This window comes from Nocardia sp. NPDC004340 (assembly GCF_053602575.1).
In genome coordinates, this window is sequence record NZ_JBSGDW010000003.1 from 79484 (window position 1) to 103387 (window position 23904).

Here is a 23904-nt window from a genome sequence, read left to right on the forward strand (position 1 = left end):
AGAGATTGGTGTACGAACGATCGGGGTGATTCGAGTCATTCCGGGGGATGGGGATGAATCAATGAGCGCCAGAGCCGAACTGGAGCGGGAACTGGGCGGGCCGCTGCCCGCGCTCGACCTGCTGAACGAGGCCGAGACGGCCGACCTGCTGGCGGTGTTCCAGCAGGCGCAGCGCACCGAGAACCTCGCCATGGTGGAGGCCGTCGACAAGACTGTCGGCGCGCTGCCGTGGCCATTGCGCACCGCGGCCAAGAAGATCATGTTCGGCAATAAGCTCGGGTAGGGGCGATGAGCGATCTGGTGACCCGCGCGCAGATCACCCTGCTGTCGCGGACGCTGCACGTGCCCGAGGAGAAGCTGACCCACCTCGAGAAGCTGGGCGCCGCCAACTTGCACGAACTGCAAGAACGCATGGCGAAGGTGATGTTCGCCGAACACAACGCGATCTTCTCCAGGCTGTCGTTGCTGGTGCCGATCATTCCGTTCAGCATCTCGATCCCACTGGTGCAGCGCATGGTGCCGCCGGTGATGGCCGGGCGCGCGGCCGGCGCTATCGGGGTGGATCATCCGAAGAAGTCCGCCGAGGCCGTCGCCCTGTTCGATCCCGGTTACGCCGCCCAGGCCGCGCCCTACATGGACCCGCACGCGGTGGGCCAACTGGCCGACATCGCTCCGCCCGGACCGGTCATGGCCATCATCAACGAGCTGCTGCGCCTGCGGGACTACGTCACCGCGGGCCCGTTCCTGGCCTATGCCACACCGACATTGGTGCAGGCGGTCGAACGCGATGTGCACGACGACGAGGGCATGATCCGGTCGGCGTCGTTCGCGTACTCCGGGGAGAACATCAGCGTCATCCTGCGCCACCTGCTGTCCGGTGAGGGCAAGCGCATCCCGAAACTGGTGGACACCATCCTGTCCGGGTCCGAGGAGCTGCGGCTGGCCGCGCTGTCGGTCTTCGCGCGCTGCGACGACGATGTGATCCCGGCGATCGGCGACATCCTGTTCGATCAGGGTTCACCCGAGCAGATCGCGGATCTGATCCGCACCTTCCTCGACGCGGGAGCCGTCGGGGAGACGCTACGTTTCGTCGCCGGGTTGAGCCCGGAGGCCTTGGATCGGCTGGCCGCCAATCCCATTGTGGCCGAACCCGACACTCTCGCCGCGCTCACCGATGCGGTCGACGGGTCCACCGATCCCGCGGTGTGGCGGGGTCTGCTGACACTGACCAGCCGCACCGAACCCACCGTGACCAGTGAGTTCGCCGCCGTGATCGCGCTGTTCGATCCGGCGACGCTGGAGCAGGTCGCCGAATTGGGGCTGGGCGAGGAGTTGACCGCGCTCATCGCGCAGTCGAAGGAGTAGCGCACCGCAGGAGTACGGGCCGGGGGATTCCGGCCCGCACCAACGGTTATCGCCGCGCGGGCGCGCCCCGCAGCTCCTCGATGGTCCGCTCGAACGCCGCCGTGCCGTGGCCCGCTTCGACCTGCCGGTCCACGAGGGCGGCCAGTCCGCCGAGGGGTTCGTCGGTGATTCCGGCGTCTGCCGCCGCGCCACGCAAGGCGTCCAAGGCGGATTTGGTGAACACCAGGTCCTGGAAGACGTCGGCCGTGTAGTCGCCGCCGTCGATGATCTTGGCGTAGGCGGGCAGGGTGTTGGTCATGGCGGTGAGCCACCCGGCGGCGCGGGTGGCGAACTCCGAGGCCGTCACTCCGGCCGAACCGACCAGCGCCGCGCCCTGGAAGAAGCCGCCGAACATCGTGTACATGGCGGTCAGCAGCGCGAAGTCCCACAGCGCGGCCAGGCCCGGGCCGGCTCCGAGATAGTCGGCGGCGCCCAGCGATTCGAGGGCCGGGCGCCACGCTTCGAAGACGGTGGCCGAGCCGCTGTAGAGGATGCTCGCACCGGGGCCGCCGATCATGTCGGGGACCGCCATGATGCCGCCGTCGAGGAATTCGATGCCGTGCGTGGCCGCCCACACGGCGAGCTCGCGGGACTGCTCGGGCGTGGTGCTGGTCAGATTGAGCCACTGCTTGCCGGTCAGGTCCGCGGCGATGGGATCGAGGGTCTCGTGCACCGAGGCGTGGTCGAGCAGGACCGTGATGATCAGTTCGCCGCCGCGCACGGCGGCTCCGGCGGTCGCTGCCGCCACCGCGCCCGCGGCGAGGACATCGGCGTCCCGGCCCGGCGTGCGGTTCCACACCGTGGCCGGGATTCCGGCGTGCACGAGTCGGGTGGCCAGCGCGCGGCCCATCGCCCCGAGCCCCAGTACGGTGACCGGGCTGTGCTGGGTGTTCGTCATTGCGGGACAACTCCTTCTGGCAGGGTCGAGGACTTTCGGCGCGCGCTGTATCGAGGTTGCCGGGCTCCGGGCCGGGCGACAAGTACGCACTAATTCCTCAGACACTGACCGGAAGGTATGTGTCCAGCTCGCAGGCGGCGACGGCATCGCACGCACGTTTGCACCGAGTGCAGAATTCGGCGTGTTTGCCGAATTCCGTGCGGGCGAGGCGATCGCGGCGTGGGTTACCGCCTGTCGGTGGTGCGGGCTGCGGCCCGGGATCCGGCGACACGGCCGAAGGCGAGAGCGTCGGCGATGTGGAAGCCACCGTCCTTGCACCAGGAGTAGGTGGAGCTGACATTGCCCGCGGCGTAGAGGCCGGGGATGGTCGCACCGAAGGGGTCGAGGACCTCGGCGTGCTCGTTGCGGCGGGGGCCGCCATTGCTCCAGGCCAGGATGGGGGCGCTGGTGAAGGCGTAGTAGGGCGGCTCCGAGATCGGGGCCAGAGTCTTTGCGGGGCGGCCGAACTGGTCGTCGGATCCGGCCGCGCAGGCCGCGTTGTAGCGGTCCAGGGTGGCGCGCAGGACCTTCGGGTCGACGTGGATCAGCTCGGCCAGTTCCTCGACGGTGTCGGCGCGGTGGATCCAGCCCTTGCCGATCTCGGCGCTGTTGTCGGAGCTCCACTCGTAGCCTTCGATGAGGCTGGCCCAGCCGACGGCGAGGCGTTCACGCCCGGGAACGATCGGGCCCGCGCGGCGGGCGGACTCGTCGAAGACGATGTGCATCGGGATGGTCGGGAACAGCTGGTAGCTGCCGTTGATGCGGGCGTGGCCGTGACCCAGGGCGACGCGCTCGTTGCACAGGCGGCGGCCGTCGAATCCGAGGTAGACGAAGGCGTTGGTGGCGGGGAAGGCGGTGTAGAAGCCGGCTTCGTAGCCGGGGGCGCGCAGGCCGGGCAGGGTCATCATGTTGGACATGTGCCACAGGTCGGCTCCGGCCTTGACGGCCATGCGCAGGCCGTCACCGGTGGCGGCGGGGGTGCCCCACACGACGGGGTCGGTCAGGCGCAGGTGGTCGCGGACCAGGTCGGGGTTGGCCTCGAAACCGCCGGTGGCCAGGACGACTCCGCGCGCGGCCCGGATTCGCAGGGTGGTTCCGTCGGCGGTTTCGGCGAGTACGCCGAGGACCGTGCCGTCGTCGGTGACGAGTTCGCGGGCCGGGGTGCCCAGACGAACCTCGATGCCGCGGGCGCGGACCGCATCGGACAGGGCCGCCCACAGCAGTCCGTCGCCCATGCGGCCCTCGACGCCGATCCAGCCGCGCATGACGTCGCTGCCCTCGAGGTCGGGGAACTCCGCGGGCGGCGCGACCGCCAGACCGATCGGGATGCCGAGGCTTTCCATCCAGGCGCTGTTGCGGGCGGTCTCGTGCGCCCACACCTCGATCACCGGTTCGGGGATGGGCCGTCCGGCGCTGAGACTGCGCAGGTAGACGGCGGCCCGCTCGGGGTCCTGGTTGTCGAACCACACCGCGCCCGAGACCCGGGTGCTGCCGCCGGCGCGGGCGCCGGACTCCTTGTCCAGCACCAGTACTCGGGCCCCGGCGTCGTGGGCGCTGATGGCGGCCGCGCACCCGGCCCCGCCGAAGCCCACGACCACCACATCGGTCTCGACATCCCACGACATTCCCGCGTCGACCACGACCGCACCGTCCTCTCGTCTCGTCCATCGCGAACGGTCCCAGCACCGCGCGCGGACCGAAAACGCCTGTCCCACTCACCGGGTGCCGACGCCGGAGACCGGATGCCGCGCCCGGGGTGCGGTCGATCGGGTGCGGCCAGTCGTTCGACGACCAGGACGTCCACGCCCGCCAGCCGCAGTTCGCACGCCAGCATGAGTCCGACCGGTCCGGCCCCGGCCACCACCACTTCTCGTGTCTCGTTCATGGGAATCACTGTGGTGGTGGCCGATTGCCGGAGTCTTGCGTCGGCTTGCGTGCGGCTTACGCGGTCAGTTCCAGCCGCGCTGGTCCTGCTTGAGGGCGGTGTCGATGGCCAGTCCGGACGCGACCACCATCGACAGCAGCGGCTGGGGCAGCTGGCGGTGGATCTGCACGACGTAGTTGTCGGCGGAGGTGAACATGGTCTTGAGCAGGCCCTCCCACGTCTTGGTGATGCGGGCGACCTCCTGACCGGTGTGGTCGTGGATCGCGAAGTTCCAGGCCCGCCAGTTCTCGGCACGGATACCGCCGATCTGCTGACCGTTGACCATGAAGGCGAAGTTGATCTTGCCGATCATGTTCTCCTGGATGATCTCACCGATCGGCGCGCCATTGCCGTGCTCGAGCAGGAACTTCGACTTGAACACCTTGGCGGGCCGGGTGATCCGCATCAGGCACTGGCCGTGGGCGTCGCGGATCTCCAGTTTGTGGGTCATGAACTGGTCGTAGCTGGACAGGAAGCGCACGGCCTTCTTCAGCGCCGACTGCCCGACCTCGGCGACCGCGCCGATCTGACGGCCGTGCTGGTCGAACACGCTGTACTCGTTGACCATTTCGATCAACTTGACCTTCTGGTTCACCACGAGCACGGGCTCGGTGAACACGGTCCCGCCGCCGTTCTGGGCCGGCGCGACCCCGGCCTGCTGCTGCACCTGGCGCTGGATGTCGCCGGGGTTGTTCGCGCTGCCGACCTCGATCTCCCAGGGGCTGGCCTCACCGCGCGGGGCGAACTGCTGGGGCTGCTGCGGGGCGTAACCCTGCTGGGCGTGGGGCTGTTGGGGCGCGCCCTGCTGAGGGAACTGCTGGTGAGGTGCGCTCTGCTGCGAGTATTGCTGCTGGGGCGCGCTCTGCTGGGCGTACTGCTGCTGGGGCGCGCTCTGCTGCGCGAAATGCTGCGGGCCCGTGCCTTGTTGCGCGTATTGCTGCTGGCCGGTGCCCTGCTGGTGATGCTGGGGAGCGTATTGCTGCTGTTGCGGCTGCTGCGGCCGGCCGGGTTGCTGGGCCGGGGGTGCGGGTTGCTGTTGGGGCTGCGTGTGATTGGTCCATTGGCTGCCGTCCCACCAGCGCAGAACTGGGGATCCGGGACGCTCGGGGTACCACCCCGCGGGTTGACTCATGGCCCGAATCCTATCGTCGTACAGGGAGTCTGCACTTTTTGCACTTTTTGCCGGGTAGTCACCTCTATGATGGGCGCTCGACATCGGGAAGCCGGGTCCACGCCACTCGAGGAAACGGGGAAAACATGTCCGCCACAGTCGAATTCGCGGGTTGCCGGGCGGACACGGAGCGGACGCGATTATGACCGACCTGGTGACGCGAGCCCAGCTCGTCCTGCTGGCCCGGACCCTGCACGTGCCGGTGCAGCGGCTCGCCCACCTCGAACACCTCGGCCCGCACCGGCTGCACGAGCTGCAGCAGCGCATGGCGGCCGACCTCTTCGACCGGCACGCGTCCGTCTTCGACCGCATCGCCAAGCTGGTCCCGATCATTCCGCTGGCCATCTCGCTGCCGATCGTGCAGAAACTGGTGCCGCCCACCATGACCGGTCGCGCGGCCGGCGCGATCGGGGTGCAGTATCCGGCCAAGGCCATCGAGGCCCTGTTGCGCATGGATGTCGGCTACGCCGCGGACTGCGCGCCGTATCTGGACCCGCGCACGGTCGGCCAGCTCGCCGACGACGCCCCGCCCGAACCGGTGGTGGCGATCGTGAACGAGTTGCTCGCGCGCCGCGACTACATCACCGCGGGACCGTTCCTGGCCTATGCCACACCGGAGTTGATCCGTGCCGTCGAACAGGGCGTTCCCGACGACGAGGGACTGATCCAGTCGGCGGCCTTCGCCTATTCCTCGGAGTCGATCAGCGCCGTGATGCGGCAACTGCTGGCGGGCGAGGCACGGCGGGTGCCGCGGCTGCTGGGCGCGGTCATCAACGGTTCCAAGGAGTTACGGCTGGCGGCGCTGTCGGTGTTCGCGCGCTGCACTCCCGATGTGATCGCCGCGGTCGGCGACATCCTGTTCGAGGTGGCGCCGCCCTCGGCGGTGGCCGATCTGCTGTCGACGTTCATCGCCGCCGACGCCACCGACGACATGCTGCGGTTCGTGGGCCGGCTCAGCCCGCACGCGCTGACCCGGCTGGCATTGAACCCGGTGCTGCCCGAGATCGCCGACGCCCTGGTCGACGCGGTCGACGGCAGCAGCGATGTCGGGGTGTGGCGCGGGGTGCTGGAATCGCTGGCTCGCACGCCCGACGAAGTGCGCCGCCGCGCCGGGCTGCGGCTGGCCCGCCTCGACGCGGCCACCCTGCTCACGCTGCCCGCGCTGGCCCAGGCCGCGCGGCTGTGGCCGCCGCTGCTGTGGGTGCTGGCCGCCACCGATGTCGATGTGCAGTCGCGCATCGGGGAGCTGTGGGCCACCGCGAGCCGCCTGGACCTCGACGTTCTCGAGCGTCGCATCGCCGATCAGCGCCTGGGTTCGCTGCTCGCCACCCTCACCACCACGATCCGGGTGCTGCGCTGACCCGGGAATCCTTGCGTGATCACTGATTTCAACCGCCGACCACGGCCCGACCTGCGGCGCGCCGCGGTGCTGTGGGCGGCGGGCCGACACCCGGGCGCGCGGAGGTGGTAGGAAAGTGACGTGCCCGAAACCGCCGAAACCCACACCCCCCGTGCCGTGTCGGAAGTGGTGAACCTGGTCAGCAAGCTGATCCAGTTCGATACCTCCAACACCGGCGAACTGGAGACCACCAAGGGCGAGCGCGAATGCGCGCAGTGGGTGGCCGAGCAACTCGAGGCCGCCGGGTACGAGACCGAGTACGTCGAATCCGGCGCGCCGGGCCGCGGCAATGTGTTCGCGCGCCTGAAGGGCGCGGACTCCTCGCGCGGGGCGCTGATGATGCACGGGCACCTGGACGTGGTGCCCGCCGAGGCCGCCGACTGGAGTGTGCACCCGTTCTCCGGCGCGGTCCGCGACGGCTACGTGTGGGGTCGCGGGGCCATCGACATGAAGGACATGGTCGGCATGATGCTGGCCGTGGCCCGCCAGTTCAAGATCGAGGGCACGGTGCCGCCGCGCGACATCGTGTGGGCGTTCGTGGCTGACGAGGAGAACGGCGGCCGCTGGGGCTGCCAGTGGCTGGTCGAGAACCGCCCCGACCTGTTCGAGGGCGTCACCGAGGCGGTCGGGGAGGTCGGCGGGTTCTCGCTGACCGTGCCGCGGCCCGACGGCGGTGAGCGGCGACTGTACCTGGTCGAGACCGCGGAGAAGGGTCTGGGCTGGATGCGGTTGCGCGCCAAGGCGCGCGCCGGGCACGGCTCGTTCCTGCACGACGACAATGCGGTGACGATCCTGGCGCAGGCGGTGGCTCGGCTGGGCACCCACACCTTCCCGCTGGTGGTGTCGGATTCGGTGGCGGAGTTCCTGGCCGCGGTGTCGGAGGAGTCGGGGCTCGAATTCGATCCCGCCGCACCGGGTATCGAGGATCAGCTGGCCAAGCTGGGCACCATCTCGCGCATCATCGGCGCGACGCTGCGCGACACCGCCAACCCGACCATGCTGCGCGCGGGCTACAAGGCCAATGTGATTCCCCAGACCGCCGAGGCCGTCGTCGACTGCCGGGTGGTGCCGGGGCGTCAGGCCGAGTTCGAGCGGGAGGTGGACGCGCTCATCGGCCCGGATGTGGAGCGCGAGTGGATCACCAAGCTCGACTCCTACGAGACCACCTTCGACGGGCATCTGGTCGACGCCATGAACGACGCCATCCTGGCCCACGATCCGGCCGGGCGCACCGTGCCCTACATGCTCTCGGGCGGCACCGACGCGAAGGCGTTCGCCAAGCTCGGGATTCGCTGCTTCGGGTTCGCGCCGCTGCGGCTGCCGCCCGAACTGGACTTCTCGGCGCTGTTCCACGGGGTCGACGAGCGGGTTCCGGTGGAGTCGCTCGAATTCGGCGCCCGCGTGCTGGAACACTTCCTGTTGCACAGCTGACGATTCGAAAGGACTGCTCGTGCCCGACTATTCGTACGACCCGTACGCCGCGCTGCCCCAGGTGCCCGGCTTCACCGTCACCTCCGCCGATGTCACCGACGGTCAGCCGTTCGCCAACGATCAGGTGTCGGGGGTGTTCGGGTCGGGTGGCAAGGACATCTCGCCGCAACTGTCGTGGTCCGGATTCCCGCCGGAGACCAAGAGTTTCGCGATCACCGTGTTCGATCCGGACGCCCCGACCGCGTCGGGCTTCTGGCACTGGGCCGTGGCCAACATTCCGGTCTCGGTGACCTCGCTGGGCAGTGGCGCGGGCAGCGAGGGCGGCAGCCTGCCCGCCGGTGCGGTGCAGCTGCGCAATGACGGCGCGTTCGCCGGATTCGTGGGTGCGTCCCCGCCGGCCGGACACGGCTACCACCGGTACTTCATCACCGTGCACGCCGTGGATGTGGAGGCGCTCGACATCGACGCCAACGGCACCCCGGCCTACCTGGGCTTCAACCTGTTCTTCCACACGCTGGGGCGCGCGCAGATCGTCGCCACCTACGAGGAACCGGCCAAGTAGCTCTCGAAACCGTTGTGGGCCCGGACGATACGTCCGGGCCCACACGTCGTTTCCGGGGTGGTCTAGCGGCGGACCGGGCGCTACCCGGCCGACTGTTCGGCCAGGCCGCGCAGTCCCGCCGCGAGGTCCTCGGCGGCGGGCGCGTGCTCGGGATCGATGAGGTACTGGACCAGCAGGCCCGCGATGAGGGTTTGCAGCACCGCGCCGACCGCGGGGTCGCCGCCGCCCAGGTCCTGCGACAGGCCCGCGCGCGCTTGTTCCTGCGCGGCACCGATTTCCGTGCGCAGGCTGGGGGAGTGCATGGCCTGGGCCATGGATTCGACATTGGCCGCCCAGATCACCCGGTCGCCGGTGAAGGAGTCGATCAGCCGCTGCCAGAAGGTGTTCAGGCGCGCGGCTGGATCCCCGTCGCCGTCGGCGGGCAGGGAGTCGAGGATGTGTGACACCGCCGCGGCGGTCGCCTCGAGCATGGCCTGGTTGAGCAGCCGGTCGCGGGTGCCGAAGTGGTAGTTGATGGCGGCCAGGTTGGCCCCGGACGCGGCGACGATGTCGCGCACGGTGGTGCGGGCGTAGCCGCGTTCGGCCAGGCAGTGCTTGGCGGCGGCCAGCAGGTCTTCTCGGGTTCCCACGCGGGTCAGCCTAACAGCGGGGTGAACGGTTGTTTGTAACGCACGTTTCAAACATTTGTTTTGAACATACGTATGAAACGTGTGTATGGTCGGTGATGGCACGATCCCAACGCACGGAAGACGAGTCCGATATGACCGCACGACCGTTGTCTCCCTTCGAATCCGGATATTTCGCCGCGGACGCCCGGCTGGGCAGCGTGCCCGTCGGCGGGATGCCGCTGTTCATCGGCACCGCCGTGCGCGGCAAGGTCGACGAGCACATCCTGCGGCGGGTGCTGGGCGAGCTCGCCGCCGGACATGTGCTGCTGCGCAGTCGCGTGGACACCGTCGGCGGGGTCGCGCGGTTCGTGGCCGGGGAACCGGTGATGCCGACACTGACCGTGCGCGAGGGTGGCGTGGACGAGTACTGGGAGCTGGTGAACAGTCCGCAGGACTGGGCGGCGGGACTGTTCCGGGCGGTGCTGTTGCGCGGGGTGCGCGAGAGCCGGATCGTGCTGGTCATCCATCACGGGATCAGTGACGGGCGTTCGGCATTCGCGCTGCTCGAGGAGATGTGGCGGCGGTATGCCGCGCACGCGGCGGGTACCGAACCGCCGCTGCATGATTCGGACGACGCACTGCTCGGCGGGGTCGACGAGCTGCTGGCCGCAGTGGTCGGTGAGGCGGAGGTCGACGGGTTCCTGGCACACCTGGCGCAGGAGATCGCCGAGGCCTCGCCGGCGGACGCGCCGCACACGATGCCTCACGACGGGGACGGGGTCGGGGACGCGGGAGGGCGATTGGCGTTGCGGCGCATCGAGTTGTCGCCGGGGCAGACCGCGGAGTTGGTCGAAGTGGCTCGGGGGCGGGGGATCTCGGTCAACAGTGTGCTGGCCGGGGCCGCCTTGGCGGCGGTGCGTGGGGAACTCGCGGGGGACGGTCCGATTCCCTTGATGTGCGGGCATGCCGCGGATCTGCGGCCGGATCTGTCGCCGCCGGTGCCGGTGTCGACGATCCTCAATTGCGCTTCGGGCGCGGGGACTCCGGCGCTGGTCGATCGCGATGCCGATCCGCTGGCGGTGGGCGCGGTCGTCGACACCACCATGCGAGTGCTGCGCGAGAGCCGGTTCCCGGCCTTGTTCATGCGCGCCGCGCAGCGCCCGCTGGCGCCGCAGGTGGCCGCGATGCTGTCGCAGCCGCCGGCGATCGCGTTGTCGAATATGGGCCGGCTGCCCGCGCATCCGATGCCCGACGGGCTGGAGTTCGTGCGCGACGAGGTGTTCGCGATGGCGGCGGGCATGCCGCCGAAGATGACAATCTTCACCGTCGGCGGGCGGTTGACGGTGCAGGTGGAGTACGACACCGCCGAGCACAGTCACACCCGCATGGGCCGGGTCGCCGAGGCGATGAGTGATCGGCTCGCACGGGTCACCCGGGTCGCGGTGCGCGGCTGAGACTCGCCGGGCCCGGCTGGGAACGGCTGTGGGCCCGGACATCACGTCCGGGCCCACATCGATTCCGGGGGTGCAGCGCCCCGGGATCAGCTCAGGTTGATGACGCCCTCGGGTGCGGGGGTCAGATACAGCGCGGCGATCTCGGTGGCGTACTTGGCCGCGATCGGGTTGCGCTTGAGCTTGAGGGTCGGGGTGAGTTCGTCACCGCCGGGCTCCCAGCCCTGATCCAGGATGGTGAACCGCTTGATCGACTCGACCCGGTTCAGCTTGGCATTGGCCTCGGCGATGGCGCCCTTGATCTCGGCGATGATCTCCGGGTGCGTGGCAAGGGTTTTCAGGTCGGCGTCGGGCATGCCCAGCGCCTTGGCCCGCACCACCGCGATATCGGGGTCCAGCACGATCAACGCGGAGATGAAGGGCTTGGCGTCGCCGATCGCGACCACCTGGCCGACCAGCGAGGACGCCGCCTTCACGGTGTTCTCGATATTGGTGGGAGACAGGTTCTTCCCCGCCTCGGTGATGATCAGTTCCTTCTTGCGGTCGACGATGGAGACGTAGCCGTCGCCGTCGATGGTGGCCACGTCGCCGGTGTGCAGCCAGCCGTCGGCGTCGATGGCCTCGGCGGTCTTGTCGGGCATCTTGCGGTAGCCGTGGGTGACGATGCCGCCGCGCAGCAGCAGCTCCCCGTCCTCGGCCAGGCGCACCTCGACCCCGCGCAGCGGGATGCCGACGGTGCCCGGCTTCGGCTTGGCCAGCGGCGTGTAGGTGCCGACACCACTGGTCTCGGACATGCCCCACACCTCGGTCACCGTGAAGCCCAGGCCCAGCAGGTATTCCAGGGTCTCCGGCGGGATGGCGGCCGCGCCGGAGGCGGCCACGCGCAGCTCGTCGAAGCCCAGCGCGTGGCGCAGCTTCGACAGCACCAGCGCGTCGGCCAGCTTGTGCTGCACATCGAGCAGGGCGCCGCGGCCGGTGCCGGCCAGATCGGCGCGCGCGGCCTGCGCACCGACGCCGAGCGCCCAGTTCGCGAGGGCCTTCTTCACCGGGCTGGCCTCGGTGGCCAGTTTGGCGTCGATACCGGCCTTGATCTTCTGCCACACGCGCGGCACACCGAAGAACGCGGTCGGGCGGGCGTCGGGCAGGGCGGCGGCGATCTCGCGCGGGTCAGGCACGCACGTCATCTGGACGCCGGTGAACAGGTTGGCGCAGTGCCCCGAGATCCGGTCGGCCACATGGGCGGCGGGCAGGTAGGACACCGAACGGTCGTCGAGGCCGACGGTCAGCGGGCCGTCGACCAGGCCCACGATCTGGGCGACCACATTGCGGTGGGTCAGCTCCACGCCCTTGGACGGGCCGGTGGTGCCGGAGGTGTAGATCAGCGTCGCCACATCGTCGGGCTGCACGGCCCGCCAGGCGGCGTCGAAGTCGAAATCGGGCTGCGGGGCGGCCTCCACCTCGGCCAGCGTCAGCGTGCCCGCGGCCGAACCCTCCACCAGCACAATGTGTTCCATCTCGACGCCGGCGCCGCGCACCACGTCCAGGAACGCCGGTTCGGTGATGACCACCCGGTTCTCGGCATTGGTGAACAGGTGCGCGATCTGCTCCGGGGAGCTGGTGTTGTAGATCGAGAACGGCGTCGCACCCAGGTGCAGCGCCGCGGTGTCGACCAGATTGAACTCGGGCCGGTTGGTGAGCATGATGCCCACCGCGTCCCCGCGCCCCACCCCGAGCGCCGCCAGCCCGGCGGCGATCGCGCGCACCCGCTCCCCGTACTCCCGCCAGGTGACCTGCCGCGTACCCCCCACGGTCCGCAACGCCACCTGCCCCGGCCGCAGCGTCAAGGTTTCCTGGAACGCCTCCGGAATCGTGTGAACGGTCTTGCCCGATGCGTGCGCATACCCGATGTCAGTCGTCATAAGCCCTTTTCCCGATAGCCTCTCGCTTCGCCGTCCACCCGCGCGCCCACCAGCGCGAACCTTCGAAGTCCGAGACCACGACCAACCCGTCACGCGATGGCCACGCGTCACCTGTGGCGCGGCTCACTCATCGTAACCAGACTTTCACGACTGTGTCGCGGGCTACATGGGCCAGAAGCGTGGCCGGAATTGTCAATTGCCTGATCGGTCGACCGCACCGGCGTCCGAACCGCGCCGGGGACGGTGCTCAGATGACGGGGGTGGGGGCGTTGTGTGGACGCTGGGTGAGTTGGCGGCGCCATGCTCGCAGTCGGAGGCGGATGGAGGTGCGGGCGGGGTGCCAGGTTGCGGCGGTTGCGACCAGGGTTATGAAGGCGAGGACCGCGAGTTCGCGTGGGGCCCAGTAGATCGCGACGGCGGTGGCCACTACGCCGAGGGTGAAGCAGGTTTGCTCTATCCTTCGGCCGATTCGGCGGAAGGAGAAGGGGGGCAGGCGATGGCCGCGGTGGATTCGCTTGGCTTCCATGTACTCCCGTGCCCAATGGCTGCGGGGCTCGGTGATGAGGGGCACCCGGGTGACGGTGATGTCGCCTCGTCGCAGGGCGTGCACCTTGTCGGGGTTGTTGGTCAGCAGGCTGACCGAGCGCAGGCCGAGCTGGTCGGTGAGGAAGCGGGCGGCGGTGTCGAACTCGCGGTAGTCGGGGTCGAAGCCGAGGGCGCGATAGGCGTCGAAGGTGTTGCGGCCCTCGGTTTGGGTGAGGCGCAGGCCTTCCGCTTTGACCTCGAGGCCCGCGCCCCGGCCTTCCTGTTCGAGATAGAGCAGCACGCCGGCGTCGGCGCGCTGGATCATATCCATGGCCTGGTCGAGTTCGGGGCCGCAGTCGCAGTCGTCGGAGTGCAGGGCGTCGCCGTAGAGGCAGCGGGAGTGGATGCGCACCAGCGGGGCGGGGAAACGACCGATATCGCCGAAGATGAGGGCCTGGCCGCCGTCGCGTCCCGGTATCGAGTGGACCCGCACGCGGATCTCGGCACCCTTGCGGGTGAGTAGATGACTGGTGCAGGCGAGTTTCTGTGAATTCACCAGACCCGCAACAGCAATCGACTCGTCCGCAACGCTCACGTGACCGCCTCGTATCCCCGCGGGCCGCGATCCGCCGCCCGACAGTGTCCGTTGGTGTGTGGTAACCGCCGGTCAGGACGGTGCGCGGGGGCAGCGATCCGACCGTTGCTGCGGAGTTGCCAGGCGGCACACGCAGACGGTGCCGAAGCCTACCCTTTCCCGGCGATCACGGAGCGTATCCGGAGAGAATTATCGGCCACCGATTCCGGCGCGCGCCGCTATGCCCTGTTCAGCGATCCGGACAATCAGGACGGCATCGGGACATACCATTCACTGATGGGTTCTCGGCCGGCGAAAGACGTTAGCCGACAAGCGATATGGGCCAGCCTCGACCACGCCAGCCACTGGATCTCCCGCAAGGGCCAGGAGCTCCGCGTCCGGGTCACCGACCTGCCGACCGACGCCGAAACCGGGCACATTCTGGCCTTCGGGTCCATCGACGACGACTGCCTGGTCCGCATCCACTCGCAGTGTCTCTACGGTGAATCGCTGTCGTTCCAGGACTGCGACTGCGGGCCGCAACTCGAACGCTCCCTCGACCTGATCCAGGCCGCCGGATCAGGGATCCTGGTCTACCTCGAGCAGGAAGGCCGCGGGTACGGGCTCCTGGCGAAGGCGCGCGGCTACGAGATCAGCGAGCGCAACCGCCTCGACACCTACGACAGCTACCGGACTTTGGGGTACAGCGAGGACAAGCGGGACTACACCCACGCCGCGCAGGCGCTGGTCGCACTCGGACTGACCGAGGTGCGGTTGATGACCAACAATCCGCACAAACTGCAGGCCGTGCGCGACGCCGAGATCCACGCCACCGTGATCCCGCTGCGCACCCAGCCGCGGACTCGCCGGGAAGCCGACTATCAGCAGGCCAAACGCCGTCACGGGCACTGGATTCCAACCGACGACCCACCGTGGTCGCCCGACCTCTAGGACGCGTCCAGGGTCGCGTCGATCGCCTCGCGGGTGGGCATGGAGTCGGGGATGCTCGTCTCTTTGCTGGCGCGCGCCTGAATCGCCGCGGCGGCCCACACCAGGTTGGCGTGCCCGGCCTGTCGGCGGCGGGCCGGATCGGCGGGCCGGGGCTGGGTCATCAATCGGGCAATGAACGCGGAGGCGAACGCCGATGAGGCCCCGGGCGCTCCCGGGCGATCGGTTTGGATGTCGGCCCACACCGGCTCCGCGGCGGGATCTTCGGCCGAGTACATCGCACAACTGTCGCCATACAGCACCACGACCGACCCGACCCCGTGCTTCACCAATTGCCTGGCGATGTCGGCGGATTCGACCCCGGGTCGCAGCGCGGCGAGCTCGCCGACCGAGGCGATCAGGTAGTCCACCGTCTGGAGGTAGCCGGGCAACAGAGCGGGGAATCGTTTCGGTGGTGGGGTGGCACTGACGAACAGCCACGGCCGCGACTCCCGGTCGGCGATCGCGTCCGCGACCGCCGCGAGCACTTCGACGTTCTGTTCGAAGGTCAACAGCACGGCGTCGGCGTGGACGAGCGCACGCGTGATCGGGATATCGGCGATATCCCTGGCGTCGAAGCGGATCCGATCGTCCTTGCCTGCCACCGAGTAGTTCCCGCCGTCGCGGGCGACAGTCACCGCCGCAGTCGGGGTGGGTCCGCGCCTCGCACGCAACAGGCTGGTATCGACACCGCGCGCACGCAGGTAGTCGACGATCAGCCCGGCTTTGTCGTCGTCACCGACGGCGGCGAACAGACGCGCGTCCACTCCTAGCCTGGCCAAGGCGACCGCGCGGTTCAGTCCTTTGCCTCCGGCGTGCTCGGAGAATTCCCCGTACAGCGAGTCCCCGGCCTGCGGCAGCACATCGACGGTGCAGATACGGTCCCAGGCGGCGTCGCCGATCACCACGGCGCTCGGCCGTATCGTCGCACCGGGAAGGCCTTCGGCGGCAACGGACTCGAGGGTGAGCCCGCGTGCCAGCGCCGTGAACGCGTCCTCTTCCCGCCGACCGCGCAAGGCGCGATTATTGCGCGGCACCTGAGCGACCGGCACGCCCAGATGTTCGTGCAGTGTCATCCAATGCAGGGCGAGACTGTCTCGTCGCTGCCCCAGTTCAGGGCCGTAGAGCTCTTCGGCGATCGATGTCGGCAGCTGGTCGGCGAGCATGGACAGGTTCAGTTCCGCGTCGACGATGAGGCGGTCGGCCGGGTCGAGCGTGCCCGCGATGAACCGCAGCGCTTCGGGCAGTGCCGCTTTCGGGTCGCGGCCGGTGAGGTGAGCGACGCGGCGGACGATGACCAGGCCGAGTAGCGCGCCGAGGTCGACCGAGCGGTCGCGGTCACCGCCCATGGCCCAGCGCTTGCGCAGTTGCAGCAGGGTGTCACGCACGGCGCGCACGTCGTTGTCCTGCGCGGCCGTGTCGGCGCCACTGCTTCCCAGGTTCGGCTGCATCATCATTCGCCCCAACCATAAGACCGTCCACGTTTGAACGTCGGCGGAAACGGCAATCCAATTGTGACAGCGTCAAACTGCGATTCGGAAGTGCCAAATGCCATCCTGGAATTGGCAAATGAGCGCCGCCCGACCAGATGTACCGGGAGGTTCCCGATGACCGGACTACCCACGATCCGGCGGATCCAGCGGCGCGCGCCCCGCGCCTGTGGTGCGGCCGATCCCGAACTCCGGGCGAACATCCAAGTGCGATAGGCGAATTCGCCCGTCCAGGTCGCCTCGGCCCTGCTCCGCGTCACACTCGATCCGGCGGTGACGCCTCCTCGTCTCATCGGAGGCCATCATGATTTACCCGAGTGCCAGCTCGATCACCAGCAGCATCACCGGCGAGTGCGCCGAACGGCTGCCCCGCCACCCGGAACCTGCATGGCAGCTCAGCTGGCGGCAGTCGCCGCTGCTGACGCGGGAGGAAGCGCTCGCGGCCATGGAACTGACCGAGCTCCTGCGGCGGGAGCCGGGTCATCACGGCGCGGCCTGGGAGCGCGCGTGCGCCCTCGGCGCCGCCCTGGGCATCGATCTCGAGGATGCCCGCATCGTCTTGCGCGCGCGTCGCAGGGAACGGGGAGAGTCATGACCATCTACACCACCGACGACTGGGCGATGACCAGCGATCTGACCGAGGAGAGCGCGGTCCGGGTGGCCGACCGCTGGATGCTGGCGTGGCGGTGCAGCTGGATGCCGGATCGGTTGCTGACCCGCGCGCAGGCGCTGGCGGCGATGGTGCTGGCCGAGGTGGTGGCCGTCGACCCGTATCCGCGCGGGGAGGCCGCACAGGGGCGGATGGTCGCCGCGGCGGGCGAGTTGGGGATTCCGTTGGAGCAGGCGGTGTTTCTGCTGCTGCGACGGCGGACGGCTTGAGGTACCGACCGATCGGATCCGAGGGGTGGGGCAGAGTCGATGAGGGGATGGCAGGGCCCGCGGCGGCGACCGGTCGCGGCGGGCCGAAGACGGTGGACGGACGGAGATCCCGTGGCGTGCGCCGATGGCCTTGGGAGGTCCTGATGACGATCGATATCACGACGCGGGCGATGACCAGTGACATCAGCCCCGAATACGCGCTGCGCGAATACCGGCGCGGAGAGGTGGTGTGGCGGTTGAGTTGGCTTCCGGCACAGCACCTCACCCACGATCAGGCCCGGGCGGGGATGGAGCTCGACGAGGTGCTCTCCGATCCGGAGGTCGTCTACGACGAGGCCGCACACCTGTGGGCCGCCGATCTGGCGACCCGGCTGGGGATCGGGGTCGAGCGCGCGGTGATTCTGCTGGCACAGCGATTGGCCGAACGCCTGCACCGGGAGCTGCTCGACGAGGAGCCCGGGCCGCCGGCGGCGATGCTGTCGGGTTGGGGCACCGCCGCGCACGGGGCGGCGTCGACGGGGGCCCGCTCCCAGCATCTGTGGGGCTGACCGCACGACCAACCGGCCGTGCGGTCTCCCCGGCGATTCGAAAGGTGTTGACCGCGAACGGGTCAGGCGCGGGCGCGGTGTTCGGCGCCGACGGCTTCGGAGAGGTTGGTGTAGCCGTGTTCGCGGAGTTTGGCGGCGAGGCCGTGGTGGATGTGTTTGGCCCAGAGGGGGCCGCCGTAGATGAAGCCGGTGTAGCCCTGCAGGAGGGAGGCGCCGGCGAGGATGCGGGACCAGGCCTGGTCGGGGGTTTCGATGCCGCCGACGGAGATGAGGGCCAGTTTGTCGCCGACTCGGGTGTAGAGGCGGCGCAGGACCTCGAGGGAGCGGTCGGCGACCGGTGGGCCCGAGAGGCCGCCGGCGCCGATGGGGTCGACGGTGGCGGCGGGGGTGGCCAGGCCGTCGCGGCGGATGGTGGTGTTGGTGGCGACGATGCCGGCGAGACCGAGTTCGACGGCGAGGTCGGCCACGGCGTCGATGTCGTCGTCGGACAGGTCGGGGGCGATCTTCACCAGGACCGGGACCGACACCGAGTCGAGCACGGCCTGCAGGATCGGGCGCAGCGAGGCCACGGCCTGCAGGTCGCGCAGACCGGGGGTGTTGGGGGAGCTGACGTTGACGACCATGAAGTCGGCCAGCGGGCCCAGCAGTTTCGCCGAGATCGCGTAATCGTCGGCGGCGTCCTCGGGTTCGACGACCTTGGTCTTGCCGATATTGGCGCCGATGGGGACGCCGCCGGGCAGCCGGTGCGCGAGATGCTCGGCCGCGGCGTCGGCGCCGAAGTTGTTGAACCCCATGCGGTTGATGAGCGCCCGGTCCGCGGGCAGGCGGAACAGCCGCGGCGCGGGATTGCCGGGCTGGGCCTGGGCGGTGACGGTGCCGATCTCGGCGTAGCCGAAACCGAGCGGGCCCCACGCGTCGACGCCGTCGGCGTTCTTGTCGAAGCCGGCGGCCAGACCCAGCGGCGCGGGGAAGTCCACGCCGAACACGCGGGTGCGCAGGATCGGATCGTCGGCCACCAGGACCTTGCTGGTGAAGGCGCGGCCCGGGGTGAACCGGGTCGCCAGCTTCATCGCGGCGAAGGCCAGATGGTGGATGCGTTCCGGCGGGAGCAGGAACATCAGCTTCAGCAGCAGGGCGTACAGGCGCTCATACATAGGGGGTTACATCACCGCCTCGGGTGTCGGGGATAGCAGGGGAGTGGTCTTGCGGCGGCGCAGTAGCACGCGGCGGCTGCCGTCGGTGTAGGCGCGCACCCGCGAGAGTTCCCAGCCGCCGAATTCGGCGTGAATGGACAGTCGCATGGTGGCGGTGACCCTGGTGATGCCGGGTGGCAGCCGCAGGGGCACGTACTCCCATTCGTCGCTGGATTCCTCCCAGCCTTCCGGTAATGTGCGCGATTGGTGCGCCGATCGTGAGGCCCGAGCCATCACTGCCCTCTCTTCCGCTGGTCCGCGCCGATCCGCTGCAGACCGTCGCCGGTCGCGGATCCCACGAACAGGTCACCGGTGCGGGCATCGACGGTGACCGAGTTGGGCTGGCGCACCGTCGGGTAACGCCCCACCTCTACCGGTATACCCGTCGACAGCTCGTAGCCGACGACTTCGTTGCTGCCTGTCAGCGTCACCCACACGGTCTCCGACCGCTGATCGTAGGCGAGCGCGTAGGGCGAAGAGCCTACCGGGAAACGCTGGTGCAGGACCAAAGGATCAGCGGTGTAGACCAGCAGTTCGGCGCCGGCGGTGTCGGTGACCAGGCGTCGGCCGAAGTGGTCGCCGATCATGTTGGTCACCCCGTCACCGGCGCGCAGGGCCAGGCCGAGCTTGTGGGCGTCGAGGTCGAGCTCCACGATCGCGGACTGACGGCGGTCCACCACGACCACCCTGCCCTCGCCGGTGTCGATCGCGTCGGCGGCCGACAGGCCCGTAATGGTGTGGCGCACAGTGCCGTCCGCGTCGAGCAGCAGCACCCGGCCGTCGGCCAGCCCCGCCACCAGCGACCCGTCGGGGCGCAGACCCACCGAGTGCAGGTCGCCGTCGACGGCGACCGTGGTCAGCGCGCCGCTGGCGACGTCGACGCGAACGATCTTGCCGGGCACCGCGATCAGCACCTCGCCGGGCTTGCCCGCGACCAGGGCGGCGGCCTTGCCGGGCAGGGTGACCGGGCGGGTGACGCCCTTGTCGATCAGGTTCAAGGTGGTGCCGGAGTCCACGACCGCGGCCAGGATGCCGGTGGCAGGTTCGTCGAGCAGCAGCGCGATGGGCGCGCTCGCGCTCACCTGCCCCGCCGGGGCGGGGGTGGCGGTGGGCGCGGCGGCCGGGGTCGCCGGGTCGCGGGTGGCGTTGTTCGCGTTGTCCGGCTGGTCCGAACATCCGGTCAGCAGGGTCACCACGGTCACACCCGCGAGGGCTGAACCGATCCAGCCGCGACGGCGCATGCAGCGAACTCCTTACTGACCGAACTGACCGACGAAATCATGCGTGCTCTCTAATCTGACCATGTCCCGGGTTCCAACCGTGTGACCGGGGGTCCGCGTGCCGATCTCCCGCGTGCATCCGGCGCCGACTTGCATGATGTGACATGGGGATTCGGTGGCGGTGTCGGGGCATGCGGTTACCGTGGAGTGCAAAAGCGGTCTGTATCAGGGAGATCTGTTGGTTGCCGACCAGAGCGCGGGGTTCACCGTCGAGGACGTGACCGTCGGGCGCTACGCGCACGGCTTCGGTGTCACCGGGGACGGGCGGTCCTTCGCCTTCCGAACCCATCGATCCACCCTCACCGTGGAGATCTACCGCCCGGGCGTGACCACCGCGGTTCCGGCGCCGGAGGACGTCGAGGCGATCGCGGTGGCCCCGGTCACCGATATCGATCTCGACGACGAACGCAGCGTGGTGGCCCTGGTCCGCGACCTGATCCCGCAGGCCGTCCCGGTCCCGGCCGCCCAGCCGCGGGAGGCGACGACGGTGCGCGCGCTGCTGGGCCGGTTGGGCGCGGTGATCGAGGGCCGCTGACGCCCGTGGGCGGCGCTGTCTGTGACACAGAGATCACTTCCGGGCGCGGGCCGTGCCAAACTAACGGCACACAACCGCAGTTCGAACTTCCGAGGATGTTGATGCGACTTCGACGACCGGCCGCCACCGTGCTGCTGCTGACCGTGCTGGGCGCATCGCTCGCCGCGTGCGGCGGCTCCGACGACGAATCGAAGATCGCCGAAGCGCGGTCCTCGGCGTACGCGGCGTTGAGTTCGTCCTCGCAGGCCGCCGCAGCGCAGAGCAGCGTCAACCGGCCCGGGATCCCGAGCGCCGCGGAGCTGGACTCGCAGATCAAGCGGGCGCTGGACCCGAACCTGCCCGACAGCGATCGCACCGCGCTGATCGAGGACGGGGAGGCGTTCAAGGACGCGATCCCCGACATGTACAAGGCGCTGGCCGACAATCCGCGCGCGGTGTACGGGGTCAAGGACCCGGTGTTCGACAACCATGACGGCACGCTGACCGCGACGCTGAGCCTGGACAAGGACGGCACCGGCACGAACGTGCGCACCACGGTCGTGCATTTCGTGGCCAAGGACGGGCACTGGAAGATCTCGCGCACGGATCTGTGCGGGATTCTGCGGTCGGCCGACTACAAGACCGCGGCCTGCGGCTGATGCTCGAGGCCGGATCCCTGCGGTGGGGGCGCCTGATCCACCGCTTCCGGTTCCTGGTGTTCGCCGTGTTCGGCCTGGCCGTGCTGGTGTCCGGGTTCTACGGGCGCGACCTGGGCGATCATCTGACCCAGGAGGGCTGGTTCGACGAATCCAGTCAGTCGGTGGCGGCGTCGAAGCTGGCCGACTCCACCTTCGGCCGCGACACCGACGCCGATCTGATCGCGATCTACACCGCCCCGGCGGGGATGACCGTCGACGACGAGCCGGTGCGGTCGGCGGTGGCGGCGGAGTTGACGCGGTTGCGCACCGAGCACGCCGACCGCATCCTCAAGATCGACTCGTATTGGGACGGCGCGCTGATGGGACAGTTCGCCGACGCCTCCCGCACCCACGCCTTCGCCAGTATCGGGTTGCGCGGTGACGGCGGCACCGACACCGTCGACAACTATCTGGCCATCAAGAACGAATTCCATGCCGGCGCAACCGGTTCCGGCCCGGGCGGCACGACGGTGCAGCTGGCGGGCCTGCAGCCGGTGGTGGAGGGCATCAACACCGGCATGCAGCGCGATATCGAGCGCGCGGAGCTGATCGCGCTGCCGCTGGTGGCGATCCTGCTGTATTTCGTGTTCGGCGGCGTGGTGGGGGCGCTGCTGCCCGTGCTGATCGGCGGCATGACGATCCTGGGCAGCCAGGGCATCATGCGGCTGCTGACCAATCATCTGCAGGTCAATGTGTTCGCCTCGGCGGTGGTGACGCTGGTGAGCCTGGGTCTGGCCATCGACTACGGGTTGTTCGCGGTGACCCGGTTCCGCGAGGAGCTGGCGGCTGGGCGCAGCGTGGAGGAGGCGACCGCGCGCACGATCGCCACGGCCGGGCGCACGGTGTTGTTCTCGGCGGCGATCATCGCGGTGAGCCTGGGCGCGTTGTTCATCTACCCGAACGGGGTGCTGCGGTCGGTGCCGTTGGGCGGCATCTCCTCGGTCCTGCTGGCCGCGGTGCTGTCGGTGACGGCGTTGCCGGCGGTGTTGTCGATCGTGGGGCCGCGTATCGATCTGTGGGGCTGGCATCGGCTGGCCAGTATCCGCACCGCCGAGCAGATCGATCGCGGATTCTTCTCGCGGCTGGCGGTTTTCGCGATGCGCAAGCCGTGGCTGGTGATCGTGCCGGTGGTGTTGATGCTGCTGGCGTTGATCCTGCCGTTCCGCAGTATCGAGTTCGGTGGGTTGAGCGAGCGGTATCTGGCCGCGGACAATCCGGCGCGGGTGGCGCAGCAGGACTTCGATCGGCTGTTCCCGCATTTCCGCACCGAGCCGCTGAAACTGGTGGTGGTGGGCGCCAATCCGCAGCAGCTCTCCGATATCCGCTACGAGGCCAACCAGCTGGTCGGTCCGCGGATGACGGGTCCGTTCGATCCGGCCGCGCCGACCAAGGATCAGGTGACGGTGCTGGCCAGCGGCTTGTCCGACAAACGCGACGCCGACTCGGTGATCGCGGCGCTGCGCTCGATTCCGCAGCCGGACGGGGTCGCGGTGATGGTGGCGGGAGTGCCCGCGCTGGAACGCGACAGCATCCAGGGGTTGATCAAGGGTCTGCCGTTGCTGGTGCTGATCCTGGTCGCGGCGGCGATCGCGTTGATGTACGCGGCGTTCCGGTCGCTGGTGCTGGCGATCAAGGCGGTGGTGATGAGCGCGCTCAGCCTCGGCGCGACGCTGGGTGTGCTGACCTGGATCTTCGTCGAGGGGCATGGGGCGGGACTGTTCGACTTCACGCCGGGCCCTTTGATGTTCGCGGTGCTGGTGCTGATCGTGACGGTCCTGTTCGGCCTGTCGACCGACTACGAGGTGTTCCTGCAATCGCGCATGGCCGAGGCTCGCGCGTCCGGCGCTGACGCGCCCGAGGCGATCCGCTACGGCATCGCCCACACCGGTGGCGTGATCACCTCGGCGGCCGCGATCCTGATCGTGGTGACCGGTGCGTTCGGGTTCTCGGATCTGGTGCTGATGAAATACATTGCCTACGGCATGATCGCGGCATTGGTGTTGGACGCCACCGTGATTCGCATGCTGTTGACTCCTGCGGTGTTGAGGTTGGTCTGGCGATGAACGTGCTCAAGGGCGCGAACCTGCTGTTGATGTTCCTGCTGGAACTGGGGGTGCTGGCCGCGGGCGCGTGGTGGGGTTTCACCGTGTCCACGCCGCTGGTGGTGCGGATCGTGGCGGGGCTGGCGGTTCCGGCGGTGTTCATCGTGGTGTGGGCGCTGTTCGGCGCGGCCAAGGACGCGCGGTTCCCGCAGACCGGGTGGCGGCGTATCGCCCTGGAGGTCGTGTGGTTCGGTGCGGCGGCGGTGCTGCTGGGTCTGGCGTGGACGCCGGTGGCCGGGATCGTGTTCTTCGCGATCTGGCTGGCCAACGGCGTCCTGCGGCTGGTGTGGGGTCAGCAGCAGCTCTGA

24 protein-coding genes and 1 pseudogene are annotated in these 23904 nt (G+C 69.2%); 14 read left to right on the forward strand and 11 right to left on the reverse strand.

Translation table 11 applies throughout. From position 1 onward, the window contains the following. Positions 1-61: 61 nt before the first annotated feature. On the forward strand, positions 62-283 hold the full coding sequence (locus tag ACWEOI_RS12405; protein ID WP_379099724.1) for a hypothetical protein: 222 nt from the start codon (positions 62-64) through the stop codon (positions 281-283). A 5-nt stretch (positions 284-288) separates the two neighbouring features. Beyond that, on the forward strand, positions 289-1365 hold the full coding sequence (locus ACWEOI_RS12410; RefSeq protein WP_452359636.1) for a hypothetical protein: 1077 nt from the start codon (positions 289-291) through the stop codon (positions 1363-1365). A 46-nt stretch (positions 1366-1411) separates the two neighbouring features. Here ACWEOI_RS12410 and ACWEOI_RS12415 read toward each other — a convergent pair whose 3' ends face one another. From ACWEOI_RS12415 to ACWEOI_RS12430, 4 genes and pseudogenes are all read right to left on the reverse strand, one after another. After that, positions 1412-2302, reverse strand: a complete 891-nt coding sequence (locus tag ACWEOI_RS12415; RefSeq protein WP_452359637.1) for an NAD(P)-dependent oxidoreductase — start codon at positions 2300-2302, stop codon at positions 1412-1414. 224 nt (positions 2303-2526) lie between these two features. Next, positions 2527-3981, reverse strand: a complete 1455-nt coding sequence (locus ACWEOI_RS12420; protein ID WP_452359638.1) for an FAD-dependent oxidoreductase — start codon at positions 3979-3981, stop codon at positions 2527-2529. 140 nt (positions 3982-4121) lie between these two features. Then, positions 4122-4226, reverse strand: a pseudogene (locus tag ACWEOI_RS12425) (FAD-dependent monooxygenase); the annotation flags it as partial. A gap of 64 nt (positions 4227-4290) precedes the next feature. After that, the gene (locus ACWEOI_RS12430; RefSeq protein ID WP_452359639.1) at positions 4291-5397 is read right to left on the reverse strand and encodes a phospholipid scramblase-related protein; all 1107 of its coding nucleotides are present in this window, start codon (positions 5395-5397) and stop codon (positions 4291-4293) included. Positions 5398-5578: 181 nt separating this feature from the next. Between ACWEOI_RS12430 and ACWEOI_RS12435 the strand changes: the two genes are divergently transcribed. The 3 genes from ACWEOI_RS12435 (at position 5579) to ACWEOI_RS12445 (ending at position 8828) form a co-directional block, all read left to right on the forward strand. Beyond that, a complete protein-coding gene (locus ACWEOI_RS12435) occupies positions 5579-6796 on the forward strand; it encodes a hypothetical protein (RefSeq protein ID WP_452359640.1) in 1218 nt (405 codons plus the stop codon). Positions 6797-6916: 120 nt separating this feature from the next. Further along, the gene (locus tag ACWEOI_RS12440; protein WP_433665798.1) at positions 6917-8266 is read left to right on the forward strand and encodes a M20/M25/M40 family metallo-hydrolase; all 1350 of its coding nucleotides are present in this window, start codon (positions 6917-6919) and stop codon (positions 8264-8266) included. 19 nt (positions 8267-8285) lie between these two features. Continuing rightward, on the forward strand, positions 8286-8828 hold the full coding sequence (locus ACWEOI_RS12445; protein ID WP_452359641.1) for a YbhB/YbcL family Raf kinase inhibitor-like protein: 543 nt from the start codon (positions 8286-8288) through the stop codon (positions 8826-8828). Positions 8829-8908: 80 nt separating this feature from the next. Here ACWEOI_RS12445 and ACWEOI_RS12450 read toward each other — a convergent pair whose 3' ends face one another. Continuing rightward, the gene (locus ACWEOI_RS12450; RefSeq protein ID WP_452359642.1) at positions 8909-9457 is read right to left on the reverse strand and encodes a TetR/AcrR family transcriptional regulator; all 549 of its coding nucleotides are present in this window, start codon (positions 9455-9457) and stop codon (positions 8909-8911) included. A 131-nt stretch (positions 9458-9588) separates the two neighbouring features. On the opposite strand from ACWEOI_RS12450, the gene ACWEOI_RS12455 reads away from it, so the two are divergent. Next, positions 9589-10890 carry a phthiocerol/phthiodiolone dimycocerosyl transferase family protein gene (locus ACWEOI_RS12455; protein WP_452359643.1) on the forward strand — a complete coding sequence of 434 codons (1302 nt, stop codon included), beginning with the start codon at positions 9589-9591 and terminating at the stop codon, positions 10888-10890. Positions 10891-10976: 86 nt separating this feature from the next. On the opposite strand, the gene ACWEOI_RS12460 is transcribed toward ACWEOI_RS12455, so the two are convergent. Then, positions 10977-12806, reverse strand: a complete 1830-nt coding sequence (locus ACWEOI_RS12460) for an AMP-dependent synthetase/ligase (RefSeq protein WP_452359644.1) — start codon at positions 12804-12806, stop codon at positions 10977-10979. A 247-nt stretch (positions 12807-13053) separates the two neighbouring features. Next, positions 13054-13926: a GTP cyclohydrolase II gene (locus ACWEOI_RS12465; protein WP_452359645.1), complete on the reverse strand. Its 873-nt coding sequence runs from the start codon at positions 13924-13926 to the stop codon at positions 13054-13056. A 276-nt stretch (positions 13927-14202) separates the two neighbouring features. Between ACWEOI_RS12465 and ribA the strand changes: the two genes are divergently transcribed. Beyond that, positions 14203-14856 (forward strand): GTP cyclohydrolase II RibA, encoded by a 654-nt coding sequence (gene ribA / locus ACWEOI_RS12470; RefSeq protein WP_433665803.1) that lies wholly within the window; start codon positions 14203-14205, stop codon positions 14854-14856. Here ribA and ACWEOI_RS12475 read toward each other — a convergent pair. Continuing rightward, a complete protein-coding gene (locus ACWEOI_RS12475; RefSeq protein WP_433665804.1) occupies positions 14853-16349 on the reverse strand; it encodes a PfkB family carbohydrate kinase in 1497 nt (498 codons plus the stop codon). The two genes, ribA and ACWEOI_RS12475, sit on opposite strands and share 4 nt — an antisense overlap. Positions 16350-16686: 337 nt before the next feature. Between ACWEOI_RS12475 and ACWEOI_RS12480 the strand changes: the two genes are divergently transcribed. The 3 genes from ACWEOI_RS12480 (at position 16687) to ACWEOI_RS12490 (ending at position 17809) form a co-directional block, all read left to right on the forward strand. Beyond that, positions 16687-16977, forward strand: a complete 291-nt coding sequence (locus ACWEOI_RS12480; RefSeq protein WP_433665805.1) for a hypothetical protein — start codon at positions 16687-16689, stop codon at positions 16975-16977. After that, positions 16974-17261, forward strand: coding sequence for a hypothetical protein (locus ACWEOI_RS12485; RefSeq protein WP_452359646.1), 288 nt, complete (start codon positions 16974-16976; stop codon positions 17259-17261). Before ACWEOI_RS12480 ends, ACWEOI_RS12485 begins: the two co-directional genes overlap by 4 nt. 143 nt (positions 17262-17404) lie before the next feature. Then, positions 17405-17809, forward strand: a complete 405-nt coding sequence (locus tag ACWEOI_RS12490) for a hypothetical protein (RefSeq protein ID WP_433665807.1) — start codon at positions 17405-17407, stop codon at positions 17807-17809. 62 nt (positions 17810-17871) lie between these two features. Here the strand turns inward: ACWEOI_RS12490 and ACWEOI_RS12495 are convergent, their stop codons facing one another. From ACWEOI_RS12495 to ACWEOI_RS12505, 3 genes are read right to left on the reverse strand one after another with little or no spacing between them, the layout of a single operon-like run. Continuing rightward, a complete protein-coding gene (locus ACWEOI_RS12495) occupies positions 17872-18951 on the reverse strand; it encodes a quinone-dependent dihydroorotate dehydrogenase (RefSeq protein WP_452360128.1) in 1080 nt (359 codons plus the stop codon). Positions 18952-18969: 18 nt separating this feature from the next. Next, positions 18970-19236 carry a DUF5703 family protein gene (locus ACWEOI_RS12500; RefSeq protein WP_213555396.1) on the reverse strand — a complete coding sequence of 89 codons (267 nt, stop codon included), beginning with the start codon at positions 19234-19236 and terminating at the stop codon, positions 18970-18972. Continuing rightward, positions 19236-20243, reverse strand: a complete 1008-nt coding sequence (locus tag ACWEOI_RS12505; protein WP_433665808.1) for a YncE family protein — start codon at positions 20241-20243, stop codon at positions 19236-19238. Before ACWEOI_RS12505 ends, ACWEOI_RS12500 begins: the two co-directional genes overlap by 1 nt. A 217-nt stretch (positions 20244-20460) precedes the next feature. Between ACWEOI_RS12505 and ACWEOI_RS12510 the strand changes: the two genes are divergently transcribed. The 4 genes from ACWEOI_RS12510 to ACWEOI_RS12525 all read left to right on the forward strand — a co-directional run bounded on the left by ACWEOI_RS12510 (position 20461) and on the right by ACWEOI_RS12525 (position 23904). Continuing rightward, positions 20461-20817, forward strand: a complete 357-nt coding sequence (locus ACWEOI_RS12510; RefSeq protein ID WP_357098536.1) for a hypothetical protein — start codon at positions 20461-20463, stop codon at positions 20815-20817. A 101-nt stretch (positions 20818-20918) separates the two neighbouring features. After that, positions 20919-21455, forward strand: a complete 537-nt coding sequence (locus ACWEOI_RS12515) for a hypothetical protein (protein WP_452359647.1) — start codon at positions 20919-20921, stop codon at positions 21453-21455. Continuing rightward, positions 21455-23557 carry an MMPL family transporter gene (locus tag ACWEOI_RS12520; protein WP_452360129.1) on the forward strand — a complete coding sequence of 701 codons (2103 nt, stop codon included), beginning with the start codon at positions 21455-21457 and terminating at the stop codon, positions 23555-23557. The genes ACWEOI_RS12515 and ACWEOI_RS12520 overlap by 1 nt, the downstream gene beginning before the upstream one ends. Next, positions 23554-23904 carry a YrdB family protein gene (locus ACWEOI_RS12525; protein ID WP_452359648.1) on the forward strand — a complete coding sequence of 117 codons (351 nt, stop codon included), beginning with the start codon at positions 23554-23556 and terminating at the stop codon, positions 23902-23904. Before ACWEOI_RS12520 ends, ACWEOI_RS12525 begins: the two co-directional genes overlap by 4 nt.